At 69.6% G+C, this 26,841-nt stretch carries 26 protein-coding genes; 7 read left to right on the top strand and 19 right to left on the bottom strand.

What is annotated here, in order from left to right; all coding sequences use genetic code 11:
• The first annotated feature begins 119 nt into the window (after positions 1 to 119).
• Positions 120 to 1,091, top strand: coding sequence for a LacI family DNA-binding transcriptional regulator (locus MO1_RS01290; protein ID WP_036310727.1), 972 nt, complete (start codon positions 120 to 122; stop codon positions 1,089 to 1,091).
• A 3-nt stretch (positions 1,092 to 1,094) separates the two neighbouring features.
• The gene (locus tag MO1_RS01285; protein ID WP_060914996.1) at positions 1,095 to 1,709 is read left to right on the top strand and encodes a YesL family protein; all 615 of its coding nucleotides are present in this window, start codon (positions 1,095 to 1,097) and stop codon (positions 1,707 to 1,709) included.
• 64 nt (positions 1,710 to 1,773) lie between these two features.
• Here the strand turns inward: MO1_RS01285 and MO1_RS01280 are convergent, their stop codons facing one another.
• From MO1_RS01280 to xylA, 7 genes are all read right to left on the bottom strand, one after another.
• Positions 1,774 to 3,522, bottom strand: coding sequence for an extracellular solute-binding protein (locus MO1_RS01280; protein WP_060914995.1), 1,749 nt, complete (start codon positions 3,520 to 3,522; stop codon positions 1,774 to 1,776).
• Between the two features lie 37 nt (positions 3,523 to 3,559).
• Complete coding sequence (locus MO1_RS01275; RefSeq protein WP_036310579.1) at positions 3,560 to 4,492, bottom strand: carbohydrate ABC transporter permease; 933 nt, start codon at positions 4,490 to 4,492, stop codon at positions 3,560 to 3,562.
• An 18-nt stretch (positions 4,493 to 4,510) separates the two neighbouring features.
• The gene (locus tag MO1_RS01270; RefSeq protein WP_036310582.1) at positions 4,511 to 5,494 is read right to left on the bottom strand and encodes an ABC transporter permease; all 984 of its coding nucleotides are present in this window, start codon (positions 5,492 to 5,494) and stop codon (positions 4,511 to 4,513) included.
• A 204-nt stretch (positions 5,495 to 5,698) separates the two neighbouring features.
• Positions 5,699 to 6,796: a Gfo/Idh/MocA family protein gene (locus tag MO1_RS01265; RefSeq protein ID WP_060914994.1), complete on the bottom strand. Its 1,098-nt coding sequence runs from the start codon at positions 6,794 to 6,796 to the stop codon at positions 5,699 to 5,701.
• A complete protein-coding gene (locus MO1_RS01260; protein ID WP_036310588.1) occupies positions 6,775 to 7,476 on the bottom strand; it encodes a ThuA domain-containing protein in 702 nt (233 codons plus the stop codon). The genes MO1_RS01265 and MO1_RS01260 overlap by 22 nt, the downstream gene beginning before the upstream one ends.
• Positions 7,473 to 8,861, bottom strand: coding sequence for a xylulokinase (locus tag MO1_RS01255; RefSeq protein ID WP_060915137.1), 1,389 nt, complete (start codon positions 8,859 to 8,861; stop codon positions 7,473 to 7,475). Before MO1_RS01255 ends, MO1_RS01260 begins: the two co-directional genes overlap by 4 nt.
• Positions 8,862 to 8,874: 13 nt before the next feature.
• Positions 8,875 to 10,062, bottom strand: coding sequence for a xylose isomerase (xylA, locus tag MO1_RS01250; RefSeq protein WP_060914993.1), 1,188 nt, complete (start codon positions 10,060 to 10,062; stop codon positions 8,875 to 8,877).
• A 94-nt stretch (positions 10,063 to 10,156) separates the two neighbouring features.
• Here xylA and MO1_RS01245 point away from each other — a divergent pair, with 94 nt between their 5' ends.
• A complete protein-coding gene (locus MO1_RS01245) occupies positions 10,157 to 11,326 on the top strand; it encodes an ROK family protein (protein WP_036310593.1) in 1,170 nt (389 codons plus the stop codon).
• Between the two features lie 395 nt (positions 11,327 to 11,721).
• Here MO1_RS01245 and MO1_RS01240 read toward each other — a convergent pair whose 3' ends face one another.
• From MO1_RS01240 to MO1_RS01210, 7 genes are all read right to left on the bottom strand, one after another.
• Positions 11,722 to 12,417 (bottom strand): SDR family oxidoreductase, encoded by a 696-nt coding sequence (locus MO1_RS01240; RefSeq protein ID WP_060914992.1) that lies wholly within the window; start codon positions 12,415 to 12,417, stop codon positions 11,722 to 11,724.
• A gap of 26 nt (positions 12,418 to 12,443) precedes the next feature.
• Entirely contained in the window at positions 12,444 to 13,019 is a 576-nt protein-coding gene (locus MO1_RS01235; RefSeq protein ID WP_036310596.1) for a TetR/AcrR family transcriptional regulator, read from the bottom strand.
• Positions 13,016 to 13,807: an HpcH/HpaI aldolase/citrate lyase family protein gene (locus MO1_RS01230; protein WP_036310598.1), complete on the bottom strand. Its 792-nt coding sequence runs from the start codon at positions 13,805 to 13,807 to the stop codon at positions 13,016 to 13,018. Before MO1_RS01230 ends, MO1_RS01235 begins: the two co-directional genes overlap by 4 nt.
• Positions 13,804 to 14,295, bottom strand: coding sequence for a MaoC family dehydratase (locus MO1_RS01225; protein WP_036310600.1), 492 nt, complete (start codon positions 14,293 to 14,295; stop codon positions 13,804 to 13,806). Before MO1_RS01225 ends, MO1_RS01230 begins: the two co-directional genes overlap by 4 nt.
• Positions 14,292 to 16,256, bottom strand: a complete 1,965-nt coding sequence (locus tag MO1_RS01220; RefSeq protein ID WP_060914991.1) for an ATP-binding protein — start codon at positions 16,254 to 16,256, stop codon at positions 14,292 to 14,294. The genes MO1_RS01225 and MO1_RS01220 overlap by 4 nt, the downstream gene beginning before the upstream one ends.
• Positions 16,256 to 17,818, bottom strand: a complete 1,563-nt coding sequence (locus MO1_RS01215) for a carboxyl transferase domain-containing protein (protein ID WP_060915136.1) — start codon at positions 17,816 to 17,818, stop codon at positions 16,256 to 16,258. Before MO1_RS01215 ends, MO1_RS01220 begins: the two co-directional genes overlap by 1 nt.
• Before the next feature lie 97 nt (positions 17,819 to 17,915).
• On the bottom strand, positions 17,916 to 18,311 hold the full coding sequence (locus tag MO1_RS01210; RefSeq protein WP_060914990.1) for an SRPBCC family protein: 396 nt from the start codon (positions 18,309 to 18,311) through the stop codon (positions 17,916 to 17,918).
• 57 nt (positions 18,312 to 18,368) lie between these two features.
• Here MO1_RS01210 and MO1_RS01205 point away from each other — a divergent pair, with 57 nt between their 5' ends.
• Entirely contained in the window at positions 18,369 to 18,959 is a 591-nt protein-coding gene (locus MO1_RS01205) for a nitroreductase family protein (protein ID WP_036310606.1), read from the top strand.
• 3 nt (positions 18,960 to 18,962) lie between these two features.
• Here the strand turns inward: MO1_RS01205 and MO1_RS01200 are convergent, their stop codons facing one another.
• From MO1_RS01200 to MO1_RS01185, 4 genes are all read right to left on the bottom strand, one after another.
• Positions 18,963 to 20,069 (bottom strand): fatty acid desaturase family protein, encoded by a 1,107-nt coding sequence (locus MO1_RS01200; protein ID WP_036310730.1) that lies wholly within the window; start codon positions 20,067 to 20,069, stop codon positions 18,963 to 18,965.
• Between the two features lie 153 nt (positions 20,070 to 20,222).
• Positions 20,223 to 21,203, bottom strand: coding sequence for a cation diffusion facilitator family transporter (locus MO1_RS01195; RefSeq protein WP_060914989.1), 981 nt, complete (start codon positions 21,201 to 21,203; stop codon positions 20,223 to 20,225).
• On the bottom strand, positions 21,200 to 21,679 hold the full coding sequence (locus tag MO1_RS01190; protein ID WP_060914988.1) for a transporter substrate-binding domain-containing protein: 480 nt from the start codon (positions 21,677 to 21,679) through the stop codon (positions 21,200 to 21,202). Before MO1_RS01190 ends, MO1_RS01195 begins: the two co-directional genes overlap by 4 nt.
• A gap of 76 nt (positions 21,680 to 21,755) precedes the next feature.
• On the bottom strand, positions 21,756 to 22,295 hold the full coding sequence (locus MO1_RS01185) for a YaeQ family protein (RefSeq protein ID WP_036310609.1): 540 nt from the start codon (positions 22,293 to 22,295) through the stop codon (positions 21,756 to 21,758).
• 92 nt (positions 22,296 to 22,387) lie between these two features.
• Between MO1_RS01185 and MO1_RS01180 the strand changes: the two genes are divergently transcribed.
• Positions 22,388 to 22,759, top strand: a complete 372-nt coding sequence (locus MO1_RS01180) for a hypothetical protein (RefSeq protein ID WP_036310610.1) — start codon at positions 22,388 to 22,390, stop codon at positions 22,757 to 22,759.
• On the top strand, positions 22,759 to 23,556 hold the full coding sequence (locus tag MO1_RS01175; protein WP_060914987.1) for a hypothetical protein: 798 nt from the start codon (positions 22,759 to 22,761) through the stop codon (positions 23,554 to 23,556). Before MO1_RS01180 ends, MO1_RS01175 begins: the two co-directional genes overlap by 1 nt.
• Positions 23,557 to 23,571: 15 nt before the next feature.
• On the opposite strand, the gene MO1_RS01170 is transcribed toward MO1_RS01175, so the two are convergent.
• Positions 23,572 to 23,874 (bottom strand): DUF1540 domain-containing protein, encoded by a 303-nt coding sequence (locus tag MO1_RS01170; RefSeq protein WP_060914986.1) that lies wholly within the window; start codon positions 23,872 to 23,874, stop codon positions 23,572 to 23,574.
• Positions 23,875 to 24,184: 310 nt separating this feature from the next.
• On the opposite strand from MO1_RS01170, the gene MO1_RS01165 reads away from it, so the two are divergent.
• Positions 24,185 to 26,644, top strand: coding sequence for a helix-turn-helix transcriptional regulator (locus tag MO1_RS01165; RefSeq protein ID WP_036310614.1), 2,460 nt, complete (start codon positions 24,185 to 24,187; stop codon positions 26,642 to 26,644).
• Positions 26,645 to 26,841: the final 197 nt, after the last annotated feature.

Genomic DNA, 26,841 nt, shown 5'->3' with positions numbered 1-26,841 from the left:
CTCCGGGCGTGAATCGAGCCGATACGCTCGGTTTTACACCCGCGTCGAGGTCGACGTCGGGACCCGACCCCAGAGCTCGGGTGGTGGACGGGATCGACGCCGTCGGAGAAGGAGTGTCCATGCCCACGATCGCCGATGTGGCCCAGGCCGCCGGGGTGTCCATCTCGACGGTGTCCTATGTGATGAGCGGCAAGCGGACGATCTCGCAGGAGACCCGTGACCGCGTCGAGCAGGCCATGGTCGATCTCGCGTACAGCCCGCAGGCGAGTGCACGCTCGCTCGCCTCCCGCTCGACGAGCGTGCTCGGACTCCAGGCACCCATCCGCGCCGGAGTCGACGTGCACGTCGTCATGCAGATCGTCGCGGGCGCCTTGAAGGAGGCCCGCGTGCACCACCACGACATCCTGCTCCTCACGAGCGACGACGCCGCGGGCGTCGAACGAGCCGCGCGGGCCGGCATGGTCGACGGCGTGCTCATCCTCGACGTCGAGACGAGCGACCCGCGCGTCGGCACGCTCGCCGAGCTCAGCATCCCGAGCGTCCTGATCGGCCTTCCCGAAGGAGCCGATCAGCTCGTCTGCGTCGACTTCGACTTCGAAGCTGCCGGCCGGCTGGCCGCCCAGCGCCTGGCCGAGCGCGGCCACACGACAGTCGCCCTCCTCGGCGCGCCGCCGCAGGTGCAAGCCCGCCACACCTCGTATTCCGACCGCCTGACCCGCGGGTTCCGCGCGGCGAGCGCCGAGGTGGGTCTCACCGCGACGATCCACTCCTGCCCGGCCGGCCCCGGCGCGACGGAGGTCGTCGACGCGCTCCTCACCGACTCCCCCGAGACGACCGCGCTCTTCGTGCACAACGAGGCAGCTCTGCCGTTCATCGCGGCACGCCTCATGGGTTCGGCGTCGCCGATCGAGATCATCGCCCTCAGCCCCGCGGAACTCGCGCTCCCCGTTCCCGGCGTCTCCGACGTGATCGACCTGCCCGCCGAGGAACTCGGCGCAGCGGGTGCCCGCGCGCTCCTCGCCGCGATCCGCGGCGAGCGGCAGCTCGGGGCCGAACTCCTCGCACCCCGCTTCGCCGGCGAGGCGGGCTGAGCCATGCAGATCGACCCCGAGAACCGCGCCGTCCAGGGCCTGTCGTCGTTCCTCGAATTCGTGGCCCTCAACATCCTGTTCCTCCTCTGCTGCGTCCCGATCGTCACCATCGGGGCAGCGACGAGCGCGCTCCTCGAGGTGACCAGGCGGTACGCCGACGAGGAGGGCGGTCGGCCTGTCAGAGACTTCCTCCCCGCACTGGCGCGCAACTTCCTGCCGGCGACCGGGCTGAGCCTGATCCTCCTCGGGGCGAGCGTCGCCCTCGCGTTCAGCGGCGTGTTCTGGCTCTCCGCGCCCGAGCCGCTCCTCACGGGGCTCGCGGCGCTCGCCTTCGCCGCGTCGGCCTACGCCGTGGCTTCCTTCATCCACGCGATGGGGCTCGTCGCGGCCTACCGCGCGCCGTTCCGCCAGACCCTGAAGAACGCCGTGCTGCTCCCGTCCGCCGAACCGCTTCGCACCCTCGCACTCATCGTCATCCCCGTCACGGTGGTCTGCCTCGTGATCGTCTTCCCGCCGACGATCTTCCTCGTCGCCACCATCGGCTTCTCCGTCGGCGCCTACGGCTGCGCGTTCCTGTTCCGCAGCATCTACCGCCGACGGTCGGGCGCCGCAGCCTGAGACACCACGCGAAAGGGCCCCGCCGGAGTACCGGCGGGGCCCTTCGTCGTTACTGCGGGTTCGCTCAGCCGAACTCCGCCGTGACCGCCTTGCGAGCCCCATCCTGCTCTTCGGCCTTGGACATGTCGACCTCGAGGACCTTGTCGTAACCGAGGCCCTTCGCGGTCTCCTGCAGCGAGCTGAGCAGCGAGTCGAACTGGCTGTCGCTCTCGGCGAAGACCATCTGCCACGACGTCTGCACGATCGACGCCTTGACCTGGTTGCGGAGCGTCTCGATCTCCGACGAGTCGGTCGGCGCGGTGTAGCTGGCGCCGGCGCCCACGAGGAGCTGGTCGTTGTCCCGCAGGTAGTCGATCGTCGTCGGGGCGCCCATCTTCGCGGTCCAGTCGTCGGTCACCGGGTTGCTCGTCTCGGCCTGGTAGCTCGGCCACATCTTGTAGCTGTACGGGAAGCCGGTGTTGGGGTCGGTGTCGACCGGGAGGACGGCACTGATGTTCAGCTGCGAGGCGCCGTCGATGTAGCTGCCCCCACCCCACTCGGCGGGAACCTCGGCGTCGCCCTCGAAGAAGATCTTGTGACCGAGTTCGGTGAGCTCCGGCTCGCCCTCGGCGTTGACCTCCCACGTGAGCTTCTCGGGACCGGCGGCACCCTGCGTCTGGCTGTTGTTGGCCAGCGCGCCCTCCGACGAGAACAGCCAGTCGATGAACGCGGCGATGCGCTCGGGGTCCTCGGCCTTGGCGCCGATCGCGAAGATCTGCTTGCCGCCGTACGCCTCGGCGCCGTACGAGAAGATCTTCATGTCGTCCATCGGGGCCATCATGAAGCCGCGGCCCTCGTTCACGTTGGCGTCGGTGTTGTAGGCGGCCTGGCCCAGCCACGGCCAGAACGAGAACAGCACCTGGCCGTTCTGATACTTGTTCCACAGGGTGTCGTAGTTCTGCGTCGTCGAGTCGGGGTCGAGGATGCCGAGCTCGTTCGCCTCGTGGAAGAAGCGCAGGGCACGGACGTACTGGCCGTCGTCGTCGAGGATGCCCTGATACTCCGACCCGTCGCCCTTCGCGAGGGCGAAGCCGACTTCGTCGAAGCCGTAATAGGTGGTGGGCTGCTTCGCGTTGTTCAGCATGTTGCCGTCCCAGTCCTTGAACAGCGACAGCGCGTAGGTCTTCTGTCCGTTGGGAGCGGTGGGCTCGGCATCCTGCATCTTCTTGAGGACGGGCAGGAGGTCCTCGAGCGTGCTGATCTCGGGGTAGCCAGCCTCTTTGTACAGGTCCCAGCGCAGGTACGGTCCGAAGGTCGGGTCGAGGCCCTCAGAGGGCTCGGTCGGCTTGAGCGACGACACCTGCGAGGGGAACGCGTACGTTCCGTCGGCGCCCTCGTTGATCTTGTCGACGGCAGCGTCGAAACGGCCGACGTTCTTCATCGCGGGGTAGAAGCTCGCCGAATCGAGGAGCAGCCCGCCCTCGGTGAGCTCCTCGAGCCGCTGGCCCTTGTCGGTGATGATGAGGTCTCCGAGGTCACCGGCCGTGACGCGCGTGTTGAAGAGGGTGTCGCCACCACCCGCGACGTTCGGGGCGATGATGTTCAGCTTCATGTTGAACTTGTCCTCGACGAGCTTTCCGAACCAGCCCTCCTGCATCCCCATGTAGTTGGCGAGGCCGTCGAACACGTCGATGGTGATGGGCTTGTCCCACGAGGTGGGGAACGCGGTGATCTCCTCGCGTTTCTCTGTCGTGGCGGGGCCGGTGCAGGCGCTCAGCAGCCCGACCGTCGCCAGGGCGGCGAGGGCCCCGGCGGTCTTCCTTGATAGCTTCATTGCTTTCCTCTCGGTGGTGTGACCGTGATGGTCGGGTTCAGCCCTTGACCGCGCCGAGCATGATGCCCTTGACGAAGAAGCGCTGGAACAGCGGGTAGACGAAGATGATGGGCAGGATGACGATGACCGAGATCGTCATCCGGATCGACGTGGGGGTCTGACTCGTGGCCGCGTCCACGATCGAGCTGATGTTGCCGCCGTTCTGCATGGCCTGGGCCAGGCTGTTGGCCTGGTTGATGAACATGTAGAGCAGGTACTGCAGCGTGTAGAGGCTCTGATCGGTGATGTAGATGAGGGTGTCCTGGAAGCTGTTCCACTGCGCGACGGCCGAGAAGATGGCCACGGTCGCGAGGATCGGCGTCATGTTCGGCAGGTAGATCCGGAAGAAGACCTGCAGGATGTTCGCCCCGTCCATCTCGGCCGCTTCCTGCAGCTCCGACGGCATCGCCTCGACGTAGGTCTTGACGAGGATGATGAAGAACGGCTGCACGACGAACGGCAGGACGTAGACCCAGAAGTTGTTCGTCAGCCCCAGGTTCCGGATCACGATGAAGACCGGGATGAGGCCAGCGCTGAAGTACATCGTGATGATGACGAAGCGGTACCAGAACTTCCGCCCCCACATCCGACTCTGCGTGAACATGAAGCCGAGGAACGCCGAGGCGAGGACGGCGGCGACGGTGCCGAGGACGGTACGTCCGACGGAGACGATCGCCGCCTGGGTCAGTCCGCCGAGCTGGAACACCTGCTCGTAGTTCGCGAAGTGGATGCCGCTGGGCAGCCACCGGACCTCGCCGAGCGCGGCGAGGTCGTTCGAACTGATCGAGTTGATGATCAGGTAGTAGAACGGGTACGCGCAGACGAAGGCGAGCGCGAGGAACACCGAGTAGTTGACGATCGCGAAGACCGCACGGCCAGAGATGTCGGCATCGCGGCGGACGGCGCGGCGGGTGGGAGTCGTGGTGACCATGAGACGAGCGCTCCTGACTCAGACGATGGATTCGCCGCGGACGCGCTTGGCGATGCCGTTGACGGTGAACAGGAGGATGACGGAGATGAGGCTCTTCAACATGCCGATCGCCGTCGCCATCGACAGGTTGTTGCCCGTCATGCCGATGTTGTAGACGTACAGATCGAGCACCTGGATGTGCTCCTTGTTGAAGGCGTTCTGGAAGACGAAGTACTGCTCCATCCCGTTGTTGAGCAGGTTCGCGATCGACAGCAGCAGGAGCACGAGGTAGGTCGGCATGAGCTGCGGGACCGTGATGTACCACATCTTCTGGAAGCGTCCCGCGCCGTCGATCTCCGCCGACTCGTAGAGCGACTGGTCGATGCCGGCGATCGCGGCGAGGTAGATGATCGCTCCCCAGCCGAGCCCCTTCCAGACCGACCAGAGGGTCATCGTCAGCCAGACGTTCTGGTCGGTGTCGAGGAACTTCACCGGTGTGGTGATGAGTCCGGCATCCGACAGGACCCCGTTGACGAGGCCCGAGCTCGAGAAGAGCGAGAAGGCGATCATGTAGACGAGCACCCACGAGATGAAGTTCGGCAGCGTCGTCAGGGTCTGGACGGCGTTGCGGAACCAGGGGGCGCGGATCTCGTTGAGGAAGATCGCGAAGGCCAGCGGCAGGACCGAGGTCGCGATGCCGAGGAAGCTGATCGCGAGCGTGTTGACGACGACCTGGCCGACCTGGGCGACCTGCGTGGGCGAGCTGACCAGCAGCTGGAACCACTGCAAGCCCACGAAGTCGCTGCCGCCGAGGCCGAGGGCGGGGCGGTAGTCGAAGAGCGCATAGATCCACCCGTAGAGGGGGAAGTACGAGAAGAGGAAGACGAGCACCAGGAACGGCACGATGCAGAGGAACATCCGGAACGAGCGCCGGTTCTTCGACACCGGTCGCTCGGTGCGGTGCGGGGCCTTCTCCTCGATCGTCGCGGCTGCCGCCTCGGTGACGATCGCCTGCTGCGTCATCGGACGCACCGCTTCGGGCGCTCGAACATGTGCCGGGTCATCTCACTCCTTCGTGACCGATATGTTGCGCCGAGCAACTATCGAACCGCTTCGAATGAAGATAACCCGCGAACCCGAACGCGTCAAACATCACGTTCCGGACACACGACGACGCCGCCCCGGCCAGTTGCTGGGGCGGCGGCGTCGACGCGGAAGAGAGAGGGGTCAGCCGCCGAAGCGGGCCCACTCCGACGCCGGCGTGAAGGGGACGAGCGGCGGACGCTCGACCGTCGTGCCGATGGTGATCCGGCGCCCCTCCGCCGAGGAACGCAGCAGGCTCTCCATCACATCGAGCACGTGGAGTGCAAGGGCACCGCTGGCCCGACCCTCGCCCCTCGCGGCGTCGATGACGGCAATGCCACGGCCGGAGCCCTCGTAGCCTGCGGATGCCGCGACGGTGCGCCACCCCTCCTGCCCGAGAGACGCGAGGCGCACCTCGCCGTCGAACATGTTCGGATCGGGCACCGCGATCGATCCGCTCTCGCCATGGACCTCGATCGGCGGCGCCAGGGTCGCCACGGCGTCGAAGCTCGTGACGATCGTCGACACGGCACCGCCGGCGTGCTCGAGGAGACCGCTCACGTGGGTGTCCACCTCGACCTCGATCCGCTCCCCCGCGCGCGGCCCGGTCGCGATCGTCCGCGCGGCACGCGCACGGCGGGCCGCGCCCGTCACCGCGACGACGGGCCCCAGCAGGTGGATGAGGCTCGTCACGTAGTACGGGCCCATGTCGAACAGCGGGCCTCCACCGGGCGCGTAGTAGAACCCGGGAGCCGGATGCCACAGCTCGTGACCCGGCGACACCCAGGTCGCGCTCGCGGCGACGGGCCGGCCGATCGCACCGTCGTCGACGAGACGCCGGGCGGTCTGGATGCCGGTGCCGAGCACCGTGTCGGGCGCACCGGTCACCTGCACGCCGGCGGCGGCTGCGGCATCCAGCACCGCTCGTCCTTCAGCCACGTCGAGGGCGAGCGGCTTCTCACCGTGGACCGACTTGCCGGCCGCGATCGCCGCGTGCGCGACCTGCGCGTGGGCGGCGGGGACGGTGAGATTCACGACCGTCTGCACATCGGGATCGGCCAAGAGCTCGTCGACCGACAGCGCCCGCGCGCCGGGGACGGTCGCCGCCACCTCGACCGCACGATCGAACCGCAGATCGGCGACCGCCGCCACCTGGATCGACGGGCTGAGCGCGAACAGGTCGAGGTACTGGGCCGAGATGACCCCGAGCCCGACGATCCCTACGGTGTGCGGGCTGCCCACAGCAGGCCCCTCTCGACGATGGTGCGGACGTTCGGGTCGGCGAGGACCTCGGGCGTGTGACCCGGCGTGGCGACGAACACCCGTCCCGCGCCCCACAGCCGCGTCCAGACCGCGGGACTCACGATGGGGCGGTGCCAGGGGTGATATTCCTGGGTCGGATGCGTCGTGGTCGCGAGCACGTCGATCAGGTCGTCGTGGAGCACCCAGTACTGCTCGGTGTGCAGGACGAAGTCGTCGACGCCCGCCGTGATCTCGTGCCGCCGACCGAGCTCGGTGACTTCGACCGTGTAGTCCAGGTAGTTGTCGCTCTCGTCGCCGGGGCGCTCGTCGGGGTGGCGTCCGGGATGCGTCGCGAACTGCCCGCCGACGAGCTGCAGGTAGTCCGAGCTGCCGCGATACGAATCGGCGATGCCGCCGTGCCAGCCCGCGAGACCGGCGCCCGCCTCGACTGCGGCGCGAAGCCCGCGGAGGGCCTCGTCCGAGATCGACGACATCGTGACGGCCTGCAGGATGAGGTCGACCCCCGACATCCGCCCGGCGTCGGCGTAGACCTCGTTCGACTCCTCGATCGTGACCTCGAAACCGTTCTCTTCGAGGAACGGGACGAACATGTCGGTCGTCGCGATCGGATGGTGGCCATCCCATCCGCCACGGACGATGAGCGCGCGGCGAGGACTCATCGCGCCTCCGCCGCTCGCCGGGCAGCGACCGCGTCGTAGCGCTCGCGGACGTCCGGACGGGGGTCGGATGCCGCCTCCCGGTCCATCGCGACGGCCCACTCCGGCCACGCGCCGCCGAGCACCGCCGCCGCCTGACGCGCCGCGCCCTGCGCGACGTACTCACCCGGTGCGGGAACCGCCACCGGCACGTCGAACACCTGGGCCGCGACGGCCGCGACGGCGGCGTTCCGCGCCGCACCTCCGACGAGAAGCACGCGTTCGGCGGAGACGCCGAGGTCGCGGATCGCGTCGAGCCCCGTCGCGAGACCGGCGAGCATGCCCTCGATCGCCGCGCGCGCGAGGTTCTCGCGCGTCGTGTTGACGAGCGAAAGCCCGTCGATCGAGGCTCGAGCGGTCGGCAGGTTCGGAGTGCGCTCACCCTCGAACCAGGGCACGAGCACCACACCGCCGGCGCCGGGCTCGGCCGCGGCGGCGAGCTCGGTGAGCCCGTCGTGGTCGACGCCGAGCAGGCGCGCGGTCGCGTCGAGCACGCGCGCCGCGTTCAGGGTCGCGACGAGCGGCAGGAACCGTCCCGTCGCGTCGGCGAAGCCCGCGGCCGTACCGGTCGGATCGATCGTGCGGGTGTCGCTGACGGCGAAGACCGTGCCCGACGTGCCGATCGACACGACGACGTCCCCCGCTGTCGCGCCGACGCCGAGGGCCGCGCCCGCGTTGTCGCCGGCGCCGGGCCCGACGCGGCGACCGTCGGCATCCGTCACCCACTCGAGCGGGCCGAGCACCCGCGGCAGCACCGCGTCGTGACCGAGCGCCGCGGCGAGCAGCTCGCGGTCGTACTCGCCGGACTCGGGATTCCAGTACCCCGTGCCGGAGGCGTCGGAGCGGTCGGTGACGAGCTCATCGAGCGCCGGGTTCTGAGGTCCGAAGCCGCGGAGTCGCCACGTCAGCCAGTCGTGCGGCAGCGCCACCGCGGCGACGCGAGCGGCGTTGTCGGGCTCGGCGTCCCGCAGCCAACGGAGCTTGGTGATCGTGAACGACGCGACCGGGACGAGACCCGTGCGCTCCGCGAGCGCGACGGCCCCGAACTCCGCGGTGAGAGCGGATGCCGCCGGCCCCGAGCGCGTGTCGTTCCACAGCAGCGCGTCGCGCACGACCGCGCCCGAGGCGTCGAGCGCGACCATGCCGTGCTGCTGGCCCCCGATCGACCACGCGGCGACGTCGTCGATGCCACCGGCATCCGCGATCGCCGCCTGCAGTGCGCTCCACCACGCGTCGGGATCGACCGAGGTGCCGTCGGGGTGCGACGCACGACCGGAGCGGACGATCGCTCCGGTCGCGACGTCGACGATGACGACCTTGCAGGATTGCGTCGACGAGTCGACGCCCATCACGAGGGTCACGTCAGCGCGCACCCAGCAGGTGCTCGGTCGCCAGCTGCTGCAGGCGGACGAAGCCGGCGCCCTTGCCGCCGAGGTAGACGCTCGGGTCGAAGTCCTCGTAGGCCGAACGGTCGGCGAGGAAGTCGTCGTAGCTCTCGCCCGGGTTCAGGGTCGGGGTCGACAGGTCGTCGACCTTCGCGGCGGCGAGCGCCTCCTGCACCTCTGGGTCGGCGCGGAACGCCTGCGCGCGCTCCTTGAGGAGCAGATAGGTGCGCATGTTCGCGGCGGCCGATTCCCACACGCCGGTCTCGTCCTCGGTGCGGCTCGGCTTGTAGTCGAAGTGACGCGGGCCGTCGTAGGCCGGGACCCCGCCGGGGCCGCCGTTTTCGAGCAGGTCGACGAGCGAGAACGCGTTGTGCAGGTCGCCGTGACCGAAGACGAGGTCCTGGTCGTACTTGATGCCGCGCTGGCCGTTGAGGTCGATGTGGAACAGCTTGCCGTGGTACAGCGCCTGGGCGATGCCGGCCGTGAAGTTCAGGCCCGCCATCTGCTCGTGGCCGACCTCGGGGTTCACACCGAAGAGCTCGGAGCGCTCGAGCGAGTCGATGAACGCGATCGCGTGGCCGAGGGTCGGCAGCAGGATGTCGCCGCGCGGCTCGTTCGGCTTCGGCTCGATCGCGAAGCGGATGTCGTATCCCTTGTCGGTGACGTAGTCGCCGAGCAGGTTGACGGCCTCGCGATAGCGCTCGAGCGCCTGGCGGACGTCCTTGGCGGAGTCGTACTCGGCGCCTTCGCGACCGCCCCACATGACGAAGGTCTTGGCGCCGAGCTCCGCACCGAGGTCGAGCTGACGGAAGACCTTGCGGAGGGCGAAGCGACGCACGTCGCGGTCGTTCGCGGTGAAGCCGCCGTCTTTGAAGACGGGCGCGCTGAAGAGGTTCGTCGTGACCATCGGGATGATCATGCCGGTGGCGTCGAGGGCGCCCTTGAGGCGGTCGATCTCGCGCTGGCGTTCGGCGTCGCTCGATCCGAAGGCGAACAGATCGTCGTCGTGGAAGGTGAGGCCGTAGGCGCCGAGTTCGGCGAGCTTCTCGACCGCGTGGACGACGTCGAGCGGGTGGCGGGTCGGGCCGCCGAACGGGTCGGTGCCGTTGTAGCCGACGGTCCACAGACCGAAGCTGAACTTGTCTGCGGGGGTGGGGGTGACCATGACGCTCCTTCGCGAGCCGGACAATTGTTGTTATCAGCAACGTATACCAGGCGCGCCCCGTCGACAAAACCGAATTCGTGGCTAATGTGGGTCCGTGACCGAGCAGGGGCGAACCGTCGAATCCGTGCGGCGCGCGAACCTGGGCAGCATCCTCGGAATCGTGCACCGCGACGGCCCGCAGTCCCGCGCCGCACTCACCGAATCGACCGGGCTCAACCGCTCGACGGTCGCGGACCTCGTCGGCACGCTCGTCTCCTTCGGCCTCGTCACCGAACGCGCGCCCGACCCGTCGCGCCGCGTCGGCCGACCCTCCCCCGTCGTCGCGGTGGACCCCTCCGTCGTCGCGATCGCCGTCAACCCCGAGGTCGACGCGCTCGAGATCGCCGCCGTCGGACTCGACCGCGACATCCGCGCCGTCGTCGTCCTGCCGCAGGAGCACCTCCTCACCCCCGAGCGGACCGCCGAGCTCGTCGCCGACCAGATCGCTTCGTGGCGCGCCGCCGAACTCGCGGGCGCCCGCGTCCTCGGCGTCGGGCTCGCCGTGCCGGGTCTCGTCCGCATCGAGGACGGCCTGGTCCGCGACGCGCCCCACCTGGGCTGGGTCGACGCGCCCCTGCGAGACCTCGTCGCGGCGGCCACCGGCATCCCCGTCGTCGTCGGCAACGACGCGACCCTCGGCACCATCGCCGAGCACCTCTTCGGCGCAGCGAGCGGTATCGATCACGCGGTGTACCTCAACGGCGGCGCGAGCGGCATCGGTGGCGGCATCATCGTGAACGGGATGCCGGTGGCCGGTGCCGGCGGCTATGCCGGAGAGTTCGGGCAGAACCGCCCCGGCATCGCCACCCTCGCCGACCGACGAGCCCGCGACGGAGTGCTCGAGGACGAGGTCAGCCGCGCCCGGCTGCTGTCGGTCGTGGGGCTGGGCCGCGGCGACGACCGCGAACTCGGCGAGGCGCTCGCGGCGCAGATCGACACCCCGTCGGTCGCGGGCGAGGTCGAGCGGCAGCGCCGCATCCTCGCCACCGCACTGTCGAACGCGGTCAACGTGCTGAACCCGTCGGCCATCGTGCTCGGCGGGTTCCTGTCGGTGCTGGCCGGTCTCGACGTCGCCGCCCTCGAGCACGCCGTGCGCACCCAAGCGATGCCGCCCTGCGGTGAGCACCTGCGGATCCTCCCCGCCGCCCTCGCCGAGCACCGGCTGCTCATCGGCGCGGCCGAGGCGATCTTCGAGAGCGTGCTGTCGAACCCGCAGCCGGTCTGAGCGGTGGGCTCGGCTCGCTCGTGTGCCGGATGCAGCGCGAGAGGCCGTGAGACGCCTCATCCGTCCCCGAACCGGGCGGTGAACCTGCAGTCGGTACATCCGCGAGCCGTTCTCCGGATGAACGCAGCCCGAAGCGCACCCTTCGGCTCTTCAGCAGCATCCCTCCGGAGAACGGGCTGGGCGGGCGCGAGCTCCTCGCTCGCAGAGACGGAGCGCCGAACCGAAGAGGCTGTCAACCATTCGGTCCCGTTCTCCGGATGAACGCACGTCGAGCGAGCGTGAGGGGTGCCGTCGCGGGATCTATCCGGAGAACGGTGCGGCCGGGCGAGTGCTCTGCCGGACCGGGCCTGCAGGCGGCGACGGAGATGCCGGAGACCCTCGCCTCCGGATCACGGTCAGCGCGGGCCGGGCTTGACCGACAGGTCGGTGATGACGGCGTCGCGGGGCAGGTCGAGGGCGGTGAGGACGGCGGTGACGACGGATGCCGGTTGGATCCAGTCATCCGCGTCGTAGGCCTTGCCCTCCTGCGCGTGGACCTGTGCTTGCATGGGAGTCGCCGTGCGGCCGGGGTAGACCGTCGTGACGCGCACGCCGTGCTCGGCCTCCTCGCCGCGGAGCGCGTCGGCGAGCGCCTTGAGCCCGTGCTTCGACGCGGCGTACGCGGCCCACTGCGGGTGGGCGGTCAGTCCCGCGCCGGAGTTGACGAACAGCACCTGTCCCCGCGCGGCGCGCACCCGCGGCAGCAGCAGTCGCGTGAGTTCGGCGGGCGCGACGAGGTTGACGGCGAGCTGGTCCTCCCACGACCGCACCGTGAGGTCGGCGACGTGCCCCAGGTCGACGATGCCCGCCGCGTGCACGATCGCGTCGATCCCGTCGGGGAGATCGGATGCCGCGACCGCCGCCGCGAGCGATTCGGGCTGCGCGAGGTCGGCGACGATCGCCGAGGAACCCGGGCGATCGACCGTCAGGTCGACGGCACGGTCCTCGTCGCGCGCCACCAGGATGAGGCGGTCGCCGCGCTCGGTCAGGCGCTCGGCGAGAAGCTGTCCGATGCCCGATCCGGCTCCGGTGAGGACGATGGTGTGCGGCATCCCCTCATCCTGTCATCGCCGCCGCGTCAGTCGTCGAGCAGTGCCCGCCGCGCCATGCCGGCGAGGATGCCGCCGGCCCGCTCCCCACTCGGTGCGGCCGAGTGGGGGGTCGAGTTCAACAGCCCGAACGCGGCGAGCAGCCGGGTCTCGCGCTCGGCATCGCCGAGATCGGGGCGGAGCTCGGCGAATGGCCGGTCCCACTCCTGGACGTACTCGCGCTGCAGCCGTCGCACCCGCTGATTGACGTCCGCCGGCAGGTTCGCGAGCTCGCGATCCTGCACGCGGATGACGTCCGCGTCGCTCGTGGCGAAGTCGAGGTGGAACGCGATGAGCGCCTCGAACACGGCGCGGGGCTCGCCGCCCGCTGCGGTGAGCACGCGGCCGCCCTCGAGCAGCCGCTCGCTCGCATCGACCAGCAGGTCGCACAGCAGGGCTTCTTTGCTCGCGAAGTGGCGGTACAGGGCGGGACCGCTCATGCCCACGGCGTCGCCGAGGTCGCCCGTCGAGACGGCGGCGAACCCGCGTTCGGCGAACAGGCGCGCAGCCGACGCCATCAGCTCCGCGCGACGGTTCGCCTTCTGCGTCGCACGCCAGGTGGTCATGACGACAGCGTCCGCCGCGCCTGCCGCAGCACCGGCTCGTCGATCATCCGCCCGCGGAACCGGAACACCCCGGGCTGACGCGTCGCCTCGTCGAGCACGGCTTCGGCCCACTCGACCTCCTCGCTCGTCGGCGCATACGCGCGGCGGATCACCTCGACCTGGGACGGATGGATGCAGGCGGTCGCCGCGAACCCCGAGGCGGCGGCATCCGTCGCCTCGGCGAGAAGCCCCGCGGTATCGCCGATGTCGAGGTGCACGGCGTCGATCGCGTCGATCCCGGCAGCAGCGGCCGCGATGAGAACGCGCGACCGGGCGTACCGTGCGACGTCGCGGTAGCGCCCGTCGGTCGTGCGGCTGGAGCGCCCGCCGATCCCGGCGACGAGGTCTTCGGCACCCCACATGAGTCCGTCGATGAGCGGATGCCGCGCCAGCTCGCCGGCGTTCTCGACACCGCGCGGCGTCTCGCAGAGCGCGATCACGCGGTACCCGTCGAGCCGATCGACATCGGCGGGCTCCTCCGCCTTCGCGAGCATCAGACGACGGTACGGCGTCGCCCGCAGCGTCTCGAGGTCGCGGTCGAATTCGGGAGTGGATGCCGGGTTCACGCGCACGATCACCCGATCGAGGTCCACGTCGGCCGCCGCCAGCGCCGCGCGCGCGCCCGCCTTGTCGGCCGGGGCGACGGCGTCCTCCAGGTCGAGGATCACGGCATCGGACGCCGCGAGCGCCTTCGCGTACCTTTCGGGCCGGTCGGCGGGGCAGAACAGCAGAGCGGGCCCGGGGATCACGCGTGCGCCTCCGGCGACATCCGCATGAGCGTCGAGCGTCGAGCGGTCGCGACGACCTGATCGTGCTGGTTGCGCATCGTGTGAACGAACTCGACGACCCCCTGCCCCGGGCGCGATCTCGACGCGCGCTTCGACGCGACGATCGTCTCGGCGTAGAGCGTGTCGCCGTGGCGGACGGGGGCGGGGAAGGTCACCTCCGAGAAGCCCAGATTCGCGACGATCGTCCCCTGCGTGAGCTGCGCGACCGAGAGCCCGACGAGGGTCGACAGGGTGAACATGCTGTTGACCAGCCGATCGCCGAACTCGGTCTGCTCCGACCAGGCGGCATCCAGGTGGAGCGACTGCGTATTCATCGTGAGCGTCGTGAACAGGACGTTGTCGGCCTCGGTGACCGTTCGGCCGGGACTGTGGACGTAGACGGCACCCTCTTCGAGCTCGTCGAAGTACAGCCCCCGCTGCACGATCCGCCGCGGTGCTCCCTCGCTCATGCGTTTTCCTCCTGGGTCGGGGTGACGACGGCCAGCGTCTGCCCGCGGGCCACACTGTCACCGGTCGCGACCCGCAGCGACACGGTGCCGGTGACCTCCGCCCTCACCACATGCTCCATCTTCATGGCCTCGACGACCACCACCGCGTCACCCGCCGCCACCTCGGCGCCCTCGGCGACGGAGGTCATGACGACGACCCCCGGCATGGGCGAGGTGAGCTCCGGGACGGCTGCGGCATTCGAATCGCGGCGGTGGTCCAGCCGCACCCGCTGCACCTCGTGGGCGCGCCCGCCGGATGCCACGAAGACCCGGTCGCCATCCGCGACGGCGACGATCGAGACGCTCCGCTCGCCGATCCGGACCGAGGATCGGTCGCCGACGGCGCGGACGGATGCCGCGACCTCCGCCCCATCGTCGATCACCCGATCACCGACAAGCTCGATCGTGCGTTCCTCTCCCCGGGCCTCGAGCCGGTACCGGCGAGGTGCGGGCGCACCGAGCCGCCAGCCGTCCGCCCGCTGCCACGGGTCCGCGCCACGCGGCACCGCGGCGTCGAGCAGCAGTGCCGCTTCGATGAACACGTCGGCGTCGGCGGATGCCGCGACGAGACCGTCGAGCTCGCGCGCGATGAGTCCTGTGTCGAGATCCCCGGCCACGACCACCGGCAGCTCGAGCAGCGCCCGCAGGAAGGAGACGTTCGTCTCGAAGCCGAGCACCGCCGTCTCGCCGAGCGCTGCGACGAGCCGCCGCCGAGCCTCGTCGCGGGTCGCGCCCGTCGCGATGATCTTCGCGAGCATCGGGTCGTAGTCGACCGAGACGTCGAGACCGTCGGCGAGGGCGCTGTCGACACGGATGCCGGGGCCCGCCGGGTGCACCACCCGGATGACACGGCCACCCGTCGGCAAAAAGCCGGCGGCCGGGTCCTCGGCGTAGACGCGCGCCTCCATGCTGTGGCCCGTGAGCACCACATCGTCCTGCGCGAAGCCGAGCGCCTCTCCCGCCGCGATCCGCAGCTGCGCCGCGACCAGGTCGATGCCGGTGACCTCTTCGGTGACGGGGTGCTCGACCTGCAGCCGGGTGTTCATCTCCATGAAGAAGAACTCGTCGGGGCGATCGGCCGCGACGATGAACTCGACCGTCCCCGCGCCGCGGTAGTCGACGCTCCGCGCCGTCTCGCACGCCGCCTGCCCGATGCGGGCGCGGGTCGCCTCGTCGAGAAGGGGCGAGGGCGCCTCTTCGATCACCTTCTGGTGGCGGCGCTGCAGCGAGCACTCCCGCTCCCCGAGGTGCACGACGTTCCCATGCGCGTCGGCGAGCACCTGCACCTCGATGTGCCGCGGGGTGTCGACGTAGCGCTCGAGGAACAGGGTGTCGTCGCCGAAGCTCGCGCCCGCCTCGCGCCGCGCGGCGGCGAGCGCCGTCGGGAGGCCCTCGGCATCCGTCACGACGTGCATGCCCTTGCCACCACCGCCCGCGGACGGCTTGATCAGGAGCGGATAGCCGACCTCGGGCGCCGCGGCGATGAGCTCGTGGTCGGTCATACCGGCGCGGGCGACGCCCGGCACGGTCGGAACGCCGCGGGCCGCCACGGCGTGCTTCGCGGCGATCTTGTCGCCCATCGTGCGGATCGCGTCGGCGCACGGGCCGATGAAGACGATGCCCGCCTCCTCGCACGCCGCGGCGAACGCGGTGTTCTCAGAGAGGAACCCATACCCGGGGTGGATCGCCTCCGCTCCGGTGGCGCGGGCCGCGGCGATCACCCCGCCGATGTCGAGATAGCTCTGCGCGGCGGCTGCGGGACCGAGCCGCACGGCCTCATCGGCGAGCGCGACGTGGCGGGCACCGGCATCCGCGTCGCTGTAGACGGCGACCGAGCGGATCCCGAGCTCCCGCAGCGTGCGGATGACGCGGCACGCGATTTCGCCGCGGTTGGCCACGAGGACGGTGGAGAACATGCTCATCACATCCGGAAGACGCCGTAGCCCGGCGCGTCGAAGGGGGCCCGCAGGCAAACGTCGAGGGCGAGGCCGAGCGCGTCGCGGGTCTCAGCGGGGGCGAGGATGCCGTCGTCCCAGAGGCGGGCCGTCGAGTAGTACGGGCTCCCCTGCTCCTCGTACTGCGCGCGGATGGGCGCCTGGAACGCGGCTTCGTCGTCGACCGACCACGCGTCGCCCCGCCCCTCGATCTGCTCGCGACGGACGGTGGAGAGGACGGATGCCGCCTGCGGACCGCCCATCACCGACACCCGCGCGCCGGGCCAGAGCCACAGGAACCGCGGCGAGTACGCGCGGCCGCACATCGAGTACGTCCCCGCGCCGAACGAGCCGCCGACGACGACGGTGAGTTTCGGTACCGAGGCGCACGCGACGGCGTTGACCATCTTGGCGCCGTGCTTCGCGATGCCGGCCGACTCGTACTCCCGGCCGACCATGAAGCCGGTGATGTTCTGCAGGAACACGAGCGGGATGCCACGCTGATCGCAGAGCTCGATGAAGTGCGCGCCCTTCAGGGCGGACTCGCCGAACAGCACGCCGTTGTTCGCGAGGATGCCGACGCGATGACCGTGGAGGCGGGCGAAGCCGGTCACGAGAGTCTCGCCGTACTCGCGCTTGAACTCGTGCCAGGTGCCGCCGTCGATGAGGCGGTGGACGATCTCGCGGGCGTCGTAAGGGGTGGTGAGTTCAACCGGCACGACGTCGACGAGCGTCGCCGGATCGGCGGCCGGCGGGGCCACCCGCTCGGGCTGTTCGCGCAGGGGCGCGGGGGCGGGGAAGGTCGCGACGATGTCGCGGACGATCTGCAGCGCGTGCTCGTCGTTCTCGGCGAGATGGTCGGTGACGCCGGAGACCTTCGTGTGCAGGTCGCCGCCGCCCAGGTCCTCGGCCGAGACGACCTCCCCCGTCGCCGCCTTCACGAGGGGCGGGCCGCCGAGGAAGATCGTGCCCTGGTTCCGCACGATGACCGTTTCGTCGCTCATCGCCGGCACGTACGCGCCGCCGGCGGTGGACGACCCGAGGACGGCCGCGATCTGCGGGATGCCGTCCCGCGACATCCGTGCCTGGTTGTAGAAGATGCGCCCGAAGTGGTCGCGGTCGGGGAAGACCTCGTCCTGCATCGGCAGGAACGCCCCGCCCGAGTCGACGAGGTAGACGCAGGGCAGGCGGTTCTCGGCGGCGATCTCCTGGGCACGGAGGTGTTTCTTGACCGTGATCGGGTAGTACGTGCCGCCCTTCACTGTCGCGTCGTTTGCGACGACCATGACGTGCCGGCCGTGGACCAGTCCGACGCCGGCGACGACGCCTCCCGAGGGGCACTCGTCGTCGTACAGGTCGAGACCGGCGAGCGCTCCGACCTCGAGGAAAGGGCTTCCGACGTCGAGCAGGGTGTCGATGCGGTCGCGGGCGAGCAGCTTGCCGCGGGCGGTGTGCCGCGCGCGCGCCCGCTCGGGACCGCCGCGTGCGGCCTCGGCGCGACGCCGCTCGAGGTCGGCGACCAGGTCGGGATACGTGGTGGGGGCTGTCATCGTCGACGGCACCTCCGGAAGAGTGCACGTTGAGTTATCGATTGATAACTCAGTCGAACGATAACACCGCCTCCCCGGCTCGGGAAGGCCCGATCGGTCAGCCTTCCATGACCGCCCGGAGGGAGACGAGGTCGGCGTCGATCGCTGCGGCATCCGCCTCGAACTCCGACTCGGTCACGCCGTCGCGCCGGTACAGCGTGAAGACGACCTCGCTTCCCGCATCGTTACGGAGGACGCGCAGCGGGTTGTGCACGACGGTCCCGTCGGGGAGTGTCACATCGTGGTCGAGCACGCCCGCCTCGACCGGGCCGACGAACGCCACTTCGATGTCGCCCATCGGTGAATCCGCGAGCCAGCGCCCACCCTCGTTCCGGATGCCGCTGCTCAGCCCCGCCGCCCAGGTCGGGAGATTCGCGGCGTCACCGGCGAAGGCGATCACCTCCCGCGGCGGGCGCGCGATCGCGCGAGACAGGTGTCGAGCGGGCCAGGTCATGCCGGGAGGCTATCGCGCGGCGGCGACACCGACCATGGGAGCGGGGAGGATGGAGGCATGACAATGTTCTCCGACCCGGTCCTGCAGGCGATGGCGATGCGACGTTCGCTCGCGAAGGTCGGGCCCGGGGCACCGTCCGACGAGGAGCTCGGCGAGTTGCTGGCGGCCGTCACGCCGGTGGCCGATCACAAGGCGCTGCGCCCGTGGCGCCTCCTGACGCTCCGCGGCGACGACCGCGCGCGTCTGGGCACCGCCCTCGACGCGGCAGCCGGTGTCGAGCGTGAGCCGGGCGACGCCAACGCCAAGCCGTTCCGAGCCGACCTGCTGATCGCGGTCGTGGCGAGCCCGAAGAACCACCCCGCCGTGCCGGTGTGGGAGCAGCACGCGACGGCCGCGGGCGCTGCGCACCTTCTCGAACTCGCCCTCTGGCGGGCGGGCTGGGGCGTCATGTGGCGGACCGGACTCGCGGTGAACTCCCCCGCGGTGCGCCGCCTGCACGGCCTCGCCGATTCGGAGCTGCTGATGGGCTGGCTCTACGTCGGCAGCGTCGACGCCGACCTCCGCGCCAGAATCGACGAAGCGCCGAGGAAGGTGCTCGGTCCCGAGCCCTTCCTCGGCGCTCTTCCTGCCGAGGATTCGTCCGCCTGAGCCTCAGCCCCGGCGGAACTCCCCCGTCATGGGGCAGTCGAATGGGTCGCGGGCGGCGAGGCCCACGCGGTTCAGGTAGTCGATGACGATGGCGTACGAGCGGATGAGGCTGGTCTCCGTGTAGGGGACGTTCAGCGTCGCGCAGTGCTCCCGGACGATCTCGCGCGCCTTCGAGAGGTGCGGACGGGGCATGTTCGGGAAGAGGTGGTGCTCCACTTGGTAGTTGAGCCCGCCCATGAGCCAGGTCGCCCACCATCCACCGCGGATGTTGCGCGAGGTGCGGACCTGCTTGCTGAAGAAGTCGAGCTTCGCATCGGGTGCGATGACCGGCATCCCCTTGTGGTTCGGCGCGAACGAGGCACCCATGTACAGGCCGAAGACGGCGAACTGCACACCCATGAAGGCGAAGGCCATCCCGAGGGGCAGCAGCAGGAAGACGGGCACGATGACGACGGCGAGACGGACGATGATCATCGCGATCTCGAGCCAGCGCTGCTTGACGTCCTTCTCGGTCACCAGGTACTTCAGGCCGAGGAAGTGGAGGTTCACGCCCTCGAGGGTGAGGAGCGGGAAGAAGAGCCAGCCCTGGCGCTTGGTGATCGCCCGGCGGAGGCCGCGGGCAGAGGCCGCATCGGTCTCGATGAATGAGATCGTGTCGATCTCGATGTCGGGGTCTTTGCCGACTCGGTTCGGGTTCGCGTGATGACGCGTGTGCTTACCGGTCCACCAGGCGTAGCTGATGCCGACGACGCCGGCGGCCAGGATGCGCGCCAGACGGTCGTTCGCCGGACCCGAGCTGAGCACCTGACGGTGCGCGGCTTCGTGGGCGAGGAACGCGACCTGCGTGAAGATGAGGCCCAGCGCTCCGGCGATGAGCAGCTGGAACCAGCTGTCGCCGAGGAGAATGAAGCCGGTGACTGCACCGCCGAAAGCGAGCGTAAGTGCGATGCCGACCATCAGATAGAAGACGGGAGTGCGATGAAGCAGCCCTGTCTCGCGAACGATGCGGGAGACGTCCGTGAACGCCTTCGCCATCGGGGGGAACTGCGCTGTTCCGGCGTACGTCTGACGGACGGGACCGAGACGTGACTCGGTGACGGATGAAGTGATGGGTGCACCTACTTGGGATCGTGATCCGCGGCGGCGGAGATGAGCCACCGACGAATGTCGATCACTGAGGGCCACGCTACGGGGAAGCACATCTCCGCTACGGCATGCATCGGCGATACCCACGGGACTGCCAGGCGCCGTCCAGGCTGTGTCCTAGCTCTCGCCGGATCGAGCGGAGGCGGTCTCCGGGAATTTCCTCACCGGCACGATGACGACGTCGTGCATCTTCCAGTCCAGAGCCCGGCACTCGTCTTGCGCTCGCTCGATGTCGTCAAGCCGCGGCATCCTCCGCTTCCGGGGCTTCACGAAGGCTTCAATGTGAAAGAACTGCCCCTGGTCGCGGGTGCGTGTGCGGACCTCATCCACCCAGCGAAGCGACGAGAGATGGTCGTGGATGCGGTCGATGTCAGGATGCGGCTTCGCATCGTCGAACGTGGTGGCGCGGGTGTCCATCAGGTCCGTCACCGCACCCTTCGTGTTCTTGAGACCGTCCCACAGGATGCTGCCCGAGATGAAGATGGCCGCAGCGGCATCCGCCCACCAGAGGCCGAGTCCGATGCCGCCGACGCCCACGATGGACCCGACCGCGGTCATCCAATCGGCCTTGTTCATATCGGCGTCGGCGTAGAGAACCTTGTTGTGGAGCTCCTTCGCCAAGCGCATCTTGACGCGACCGAACCAGATCGGCAGAGGGATCGTCGCGGCCATGGCCGCCATCATGAACCAGCCGAGCCACATGGACTCGCCGAACACCTCGACCGAACCGATCGGCGGACGATCCCCGCGGATCAAGGTCAGCGTCGAGTCGACGAGGAGGAACGCGCCCATCGCCAGGAGGGCCACGCCGGCCACGAGGTGCGCGACGCCGACGGAGCGGAAATAGCCGTAGGGGTAGCGCGGCGTCGCAGCGCGGGCCATCACCCGCACCGCCACGAGAAACGCGAGCGGAGGGGCGAGCGAGAGCATGTCCTCGATCCACGCCGCGCGCATCGCCTGCGAGCTGCCGGTCACGATTCCGACGACGGGGATGGTGACGGCAAGGAACGCGATCGTCGCCCACTCCATGCGGACAGCGCTCCGAAGCGCCGCGCGCCCGTCGCTGTCGAGGCCGTCTCTCAGCGCACTCTTCGTCATCCGTCGACCTCCTCTCTGAGGAACGTCTCGAGTTCCATCAGCAAGCCGTTCTCGCCGGCCCGGGTGAGCATGACGTGCTTCTCCGTCTCCCCGGTCGGGCTGACGACCTCCGTGTAGACGTCGGACACCGCGGCATCGTCCAGCCACGGCGTCGCATCCGTGAGGCCGCCGACGACGACGTCGAGGCTTCCCGCGTGGAGAGCGTCGACGAGCACCTCCTCGGTCCCCGCGCGCCATTCCACCTCAGCGCCGTGCCGCGCCGCGAACCGCTCGATCAGCGTCACCTCCGACCCGGTGGGCTCTGCGCCCGAAATCGACGACCAGGGTGGGTTCTCACTCACCCCCGCCCGCAGGACGCCGCTGTCCTCGACGGTGGCCAGGGTGCCGTCGACGTCGGCGGGACGCACACCGCACCCGGCGAGTCCGAGACCGACGATGAGGGATGCGGCGATCGCCGCGCGCGCTCGGTGAAACATGGGAACCTCCTCGGCGGCCACCATAGAAATGGCCCGAGCAGTCGACCGCCGGGGTTGACAGTCGAGGAGGATGACGTCAGCCGACCCGCTGCTCCTCGATCGGCGACGAGGTGGACCGGCCGTTCACGTCGAGGTAGATCTGACGCTCGGTGACCGAGACCGTGACCGTGTTGCGACGCTCGAGGGCGGATGCTGCATCGTCCAGGAAGTTCCGGTCGAAGCTGTAGACGGGGATGTCGGCCGCCCGGTGGATCGTCTTGCCCGCCCAGGCCTGCGCGAGCCTGATCGGTTCCCGCTGCGTGTACACGGCCACCCGCTCGGCGGCTTTGCTGGCGGCGTGCAGGCGACCGGCATCCGGAGCACCCACCTCGATCCAGGCGGTCAGCCGACCCGTTGCGTCGCGGACCATGACCGCAGGCTCGTCTGTCGCGGAGATGCCCTCGCTGAAGGCGATCCCCTCCTCGTATTCGAGCGCGTACGCCAGCACCCGGAGGAGCACATTCGTCGCCGTCTCGGAGGGATGCCGCGCGAGGCGGAGCGACAGCTCCTCGTAGACGCCGCGATCGACGTCAGCGAGCTGCACCGTGAACGTGTGCATCGTGGATCCGATGGCCATCCGTCGAGCCTAAACGGGGGGATGCTCACGCCCGGCCACGCGGGTGATAATGGTCGCATCCCGTCCAGCATCCATTTCAGGGAGATCTGCTCATGCCGTTTCACAGCAAGGAGATGCTCGAGCAGTGGCTCGAGGAGTTCGCCGGGCTGGGGTACTCGATCAGCGATCGGGTCAAGGTGGTTCCGCAGGACGGTGCGGACGGTCTCGACACCGGGCTCATCGCGCTGAACCTGCTGGACTCGATGACACTGACCTACATCCAGCCGGAGCCGCTGGGGTCGATCCACTGGGGCATCACGTTCGAAGCTCGCGAGCTCGATCTCAAGATGAATGCCGGTCGGACGCTCGAGCTCTCCGGCGAGCTCGCGATGGTGTCGATTCTCTGCACCTTCCTGCAGACGAAGTCCCTCGCCGAGGTCGAGGCCGAAGCGGATTCTGTCACCCCCGAGACACTCGGGCTCTGATGGACGACGCCCGCCACGCCGAGCTACGCGCACTGCAGGCGAGGGCGTACGGTCCGGGCGGACGTCTCGACGACGGCGAACAGCGCCGTCTGCACGACCTCGAGGCGCGGGCACGCGATGAGCGCCGTCGCCCGCCGTTCATCGACCGCGCACCCGAGTCCCTGGTGCAGCCGGCTTCGGCGGAAACCCCGCCACCCGCGCCGACAGTCCCCGCGGCGGTCGCTGCCGACCTGCGCGCAGCTCGCGCCGACGGCGGCCATCAGCCCCGCACGCGACGGCTGCTCGCGGGGCTCGTCTGGGCGGGCTCCCTCGCGATGGTCGCGACGCTCGCCGTCGGTATCACTGCGGCGGTGAGCAACCGCGCCACGGCAGCGGAAGTGACGAGCCCTTCCGGGGTCGAGGTCACCCACGTCACGACACTCAGCGCCGACACCGACCGCGCATGGCCGGAGGTCCTCAGTGCGCCGCCCGAGGACGGACAGATCTTCGCGTCGCTCGCGGGCCTCACACCGATCCTCGGACGCTACGACACCGGCGACGGGGGAATGACGCGCTGCGTACAGCTGCTGCCCGATGAGGCCTGGAGCGCTTCCCCCGAGGACGGGTTCTCGGGGGCTTGGTACACCAGCTGCGCAGCGGAGCCGTTCGCGCCGGCCGCAAGCCTCATCGTCTCGACGACGACGCCCGGCAGCCTTCGTGAGCGATTCCCCATCGGCACGCGTCTGCAGTTCGTGCTCGGCGACGGCGTCGTCGAGGTCTATTCGGCCGACGCGCCCGCCGGTGAGGCCGCAGGCTGATCGATCAGTGCGAGATCAGGCCGACTGGTAGGTGAGGCAGTCGGCCGACTCCGCGCCGGGACCGACGCGGACGGCGGATGCCGTGCACTCCAGGGACGAGTTGAAGACGCACTCGGCGCGCTGACATGCGCCGACGTGGCTGACGACCTTGTCGAGGCCGCCCTTCGTTCCGAGCGGGATGAAGGTGGCGCACTCGGCATCGCCGGGCGTCCCCCCGATGGTGACAGCGGCCGCGTGGCAGTGCGAGTGGTCGTTGTACGAGCAGCCGAGGGCGTTGCACTCGGACACGCGGGGCAGGTCGTCGAGAGTCATGCTCATGAGAGCCTCCTTCAGTGGTCGTGGGTTGAGGCTAACCCCGAACCCCCCGACATTGGACAGCCTTAGTCGGCACATTTCTCCCAGATGAATCCCGCAATCCGAGTTAGGTGAGCCTCGCCTGCACACTCCCGCGGCTCGGTGGATCCGACGGACCTATCACATCTCCGCTATTCTTCGCACCCAGAGAGCCGCGTGTCCGGCCGGAGTGGTAGATTCTGGCCACTCCGCCGCCGGCGTTGAGCCGGACGAACCCGAAGTTCGTCTGGGTACGAGGAAGCTGATCGATCATGTCTTTCTGAAGGGAGAACGGATGGCGCGCGCGCATTTCAGTGGCACGTCGCCGAGCCTCTTCCTGTGGCCCCAACTCGCACTCACGCACGTCGAGGAGACCCTTTTCGACGACGGGAACCCGCTGCGGCTGGTGGTCGTCGGACCTGCGGGCTCCGACAAATCCCCTCTTCTGGCTGAGATCGCCCGACGGGCCCCGACCACAGGGGACACCCTTTTCGTGGACGACGCGCACCTGCTCTCGGACGCGGAGCTGCGCGACCTCGACGCCCGCCTGGATGATCCGGACGCCGGGCTGGTTCTGGCGTGCAGACCGTGGCCGTGGCGTCCCGCCCTCACGAGCCTCATCCGCCGCGTCGAGCATTCGCGGCCCCTGCTCGCGCTGGGGCAGGTTGATGCCGAGGACATCTCGCTCGCGCTGCAGCGCGCACAGCGCTCGATCGATCCCGGCTGCATCGCGGGGATCGTTGAGGTCACCGCGTCCGTGACCTGGCTGGTAAAAGAAGTCCTTGCGGCACACGGCGACGGGTTCTGCCGCGACCCCTCCCACGAACGCGCGATCCGAGCTGTCGGGGAAGTGATCGCGCTCCGGCTCGACACGCTCGATCCGGATACATCGAGGGTCGTCCGTCGGGCGAGCCTTGCGGGCGACGATCTCCCCGCCTCGGTGGATGCCGTGGCGAGCGACGTGGCCGCGGGCCACGCTGAGGGCCTACTGCTGCGCGGCGGGCACACCATCCCGATCGTGGCGGACGCCGTCCGGCGGACGACACGGGTCAGCGAGATGATCGACCTTCTCGACAGCACACCGTGGGTCCCCCTCGACGCGGACGTCGTGTCCGCGCTCGGGCGTCATCATGATCCCCGTCTCGCCCGCGCACTTCAGACGCACGCCGACGAGGCCGTCGCCTACGACGCCGAGCGCGCCATCGAGCTGTACGACGCAGCACTCTCGGCTGGAGCCGACGCGACGGTGATCGCGATCCGCAAGGCGCGCCTCGCCTGGGCCCGGGGTGACATCGACGAAGCCGCCGCACTGGTCGACGGCGTGGCAGCGGATGCCACGGGTGACGAGCGCGATGAGGCGGTTCGAATCCTCGGTTCGTCCTGGAGTGCGCGCGGATTCCTCCGTGCGAGTTCCGCTGCCTACCGCGCGTACGGAAGCGACGGCGACCCTGTGCTCCGCGCGCAAGCCGCCATCGTGGCGTTCGGAACGGGCGACGCAGGCCCGCTGCGTGAGCTGATCCGCACGAACGACATCGACCCGGGGGGTCTGCCCACGACGGTCCGGGTCGCTCATACGACGATGCTGCGGGGACTCGCGGCATCCCTCTCCTCACCGGCGAGCGGCGCGTTCGACGACCTTGTGCGCGCGAGCGAAACCTACGGAGACTCCGGCGAGGCCGGGCCCATCCCCGAGCTGCCCGCGGTCATCGCCGCGATCGTCGCGATTAACATCGGCGAGATCGACACCGCTGCGAACCTCATGAGCGATGCCCTCATGGAGGAGCACGGCGGACCGTGGGCGCGTTCACGATTGCTGCTCTGGTCGGCGTGGATCGCGGTGCACCGACAGAATCCCGAGGAAGCGGCGGCGCGCCTGGCCGACGTCGACGCTTCCATCCTCCCGCTCAGCGCGCGCGAGGTCCTGATCCGGGATGCCGTCATGCTCGCCCACGTGCGGCGCTACGGCACCACGGAGGAGCTCCAGGCTGTGTGGGAACGCGTCCGAGACGACGTGCGCCAGGTCGAGCCCGATCTGTACCTCCTTCACCCGCTGCGTGACTTCATCGAGACCTCCGCGATGTTCGGGGATGGAGATCGCGTGGCCCCCGCCGTTGATGCGTTGCGGGGAATCCTGTCCGGTCTCGGCGACCCGCCGCTCTGGCGGATCCCGCTGCTGTGGTCGAGGTACCAGAGCGCGGGCCTCGCAGGGGACACCCACGGGGTCTCGCACGTCAGCCGCGCGCTGTCCGTCGCCGCCCGCGACTCTCGCGTCGCTGCCGCGATGAACGCTGCAGCGACCGAGTGGTCGCGCACGCGCGTGGACGAAGGCGACATCGACCGAGTCGAGCGGACCGCCTCGCGCTTGGCGGCGCTCGGGTACGCGTGGGAGGGCGCCAGAATGGCGATGATCCTCTCGGAGCGCGTCCGCGATCGGCGCGTTGGCACCCGGCTCGCGGCGATCGCTCGACAGATCCACCCCAACGCCGTCCCGGCGAGCGCCGCGAACGGGAGTTCCTCGCTCGAGGAGGGCGGTCTGCTGAGTGCGCGCGAGCGGGAGGTCGCGGGCCTGGTGCTGAGTGGCATGACCTACGCGGAGATCGGCGAGACCATCTTCATCTCGCCCCGCACCGCGGAGCACCACATCGCCCGGATCCGCCGCCGGCTCGGCGCCACGTCGCGCACGGATCTCATCGCGAAGCTGCAGGCCATCGTCGGGCCTGACGAGGGCCAAGCGCCGGGACCAGGCGTCCGCTGACACGTCCGACGACCGCAGGGTCCGCACAAGAGAGCGGACCCTCTCGGGCCCGATCAGTGGGGACTGAGGCGGGAGAGGGTCCGCGTAGCCATCCGGATGTACCCGAAGACGCCCAGAGTTTGGGGACAGTGCGCGTCTATGCCGCTTGGGGAACGGTCGGAATCCTTGGGGATGGCGCTCTCATGCTAATGGAAAGG

This window comes from Microbacterium oleivorans NBRC 103075, assembly GCF_001552475.1.
GTDB classification, from domain to species: Bacteria; Actinomycetota; Actinomycetes; order Actinomycetales; family Microbacteriaceae; genus Microbacterium; species Microbacterium oleivorans.
The sequence above is the reverse complement of the archived record's forward strand: the minus strand, read 5'-3'. Positions and strand labels throughout refer to the sequence as shown.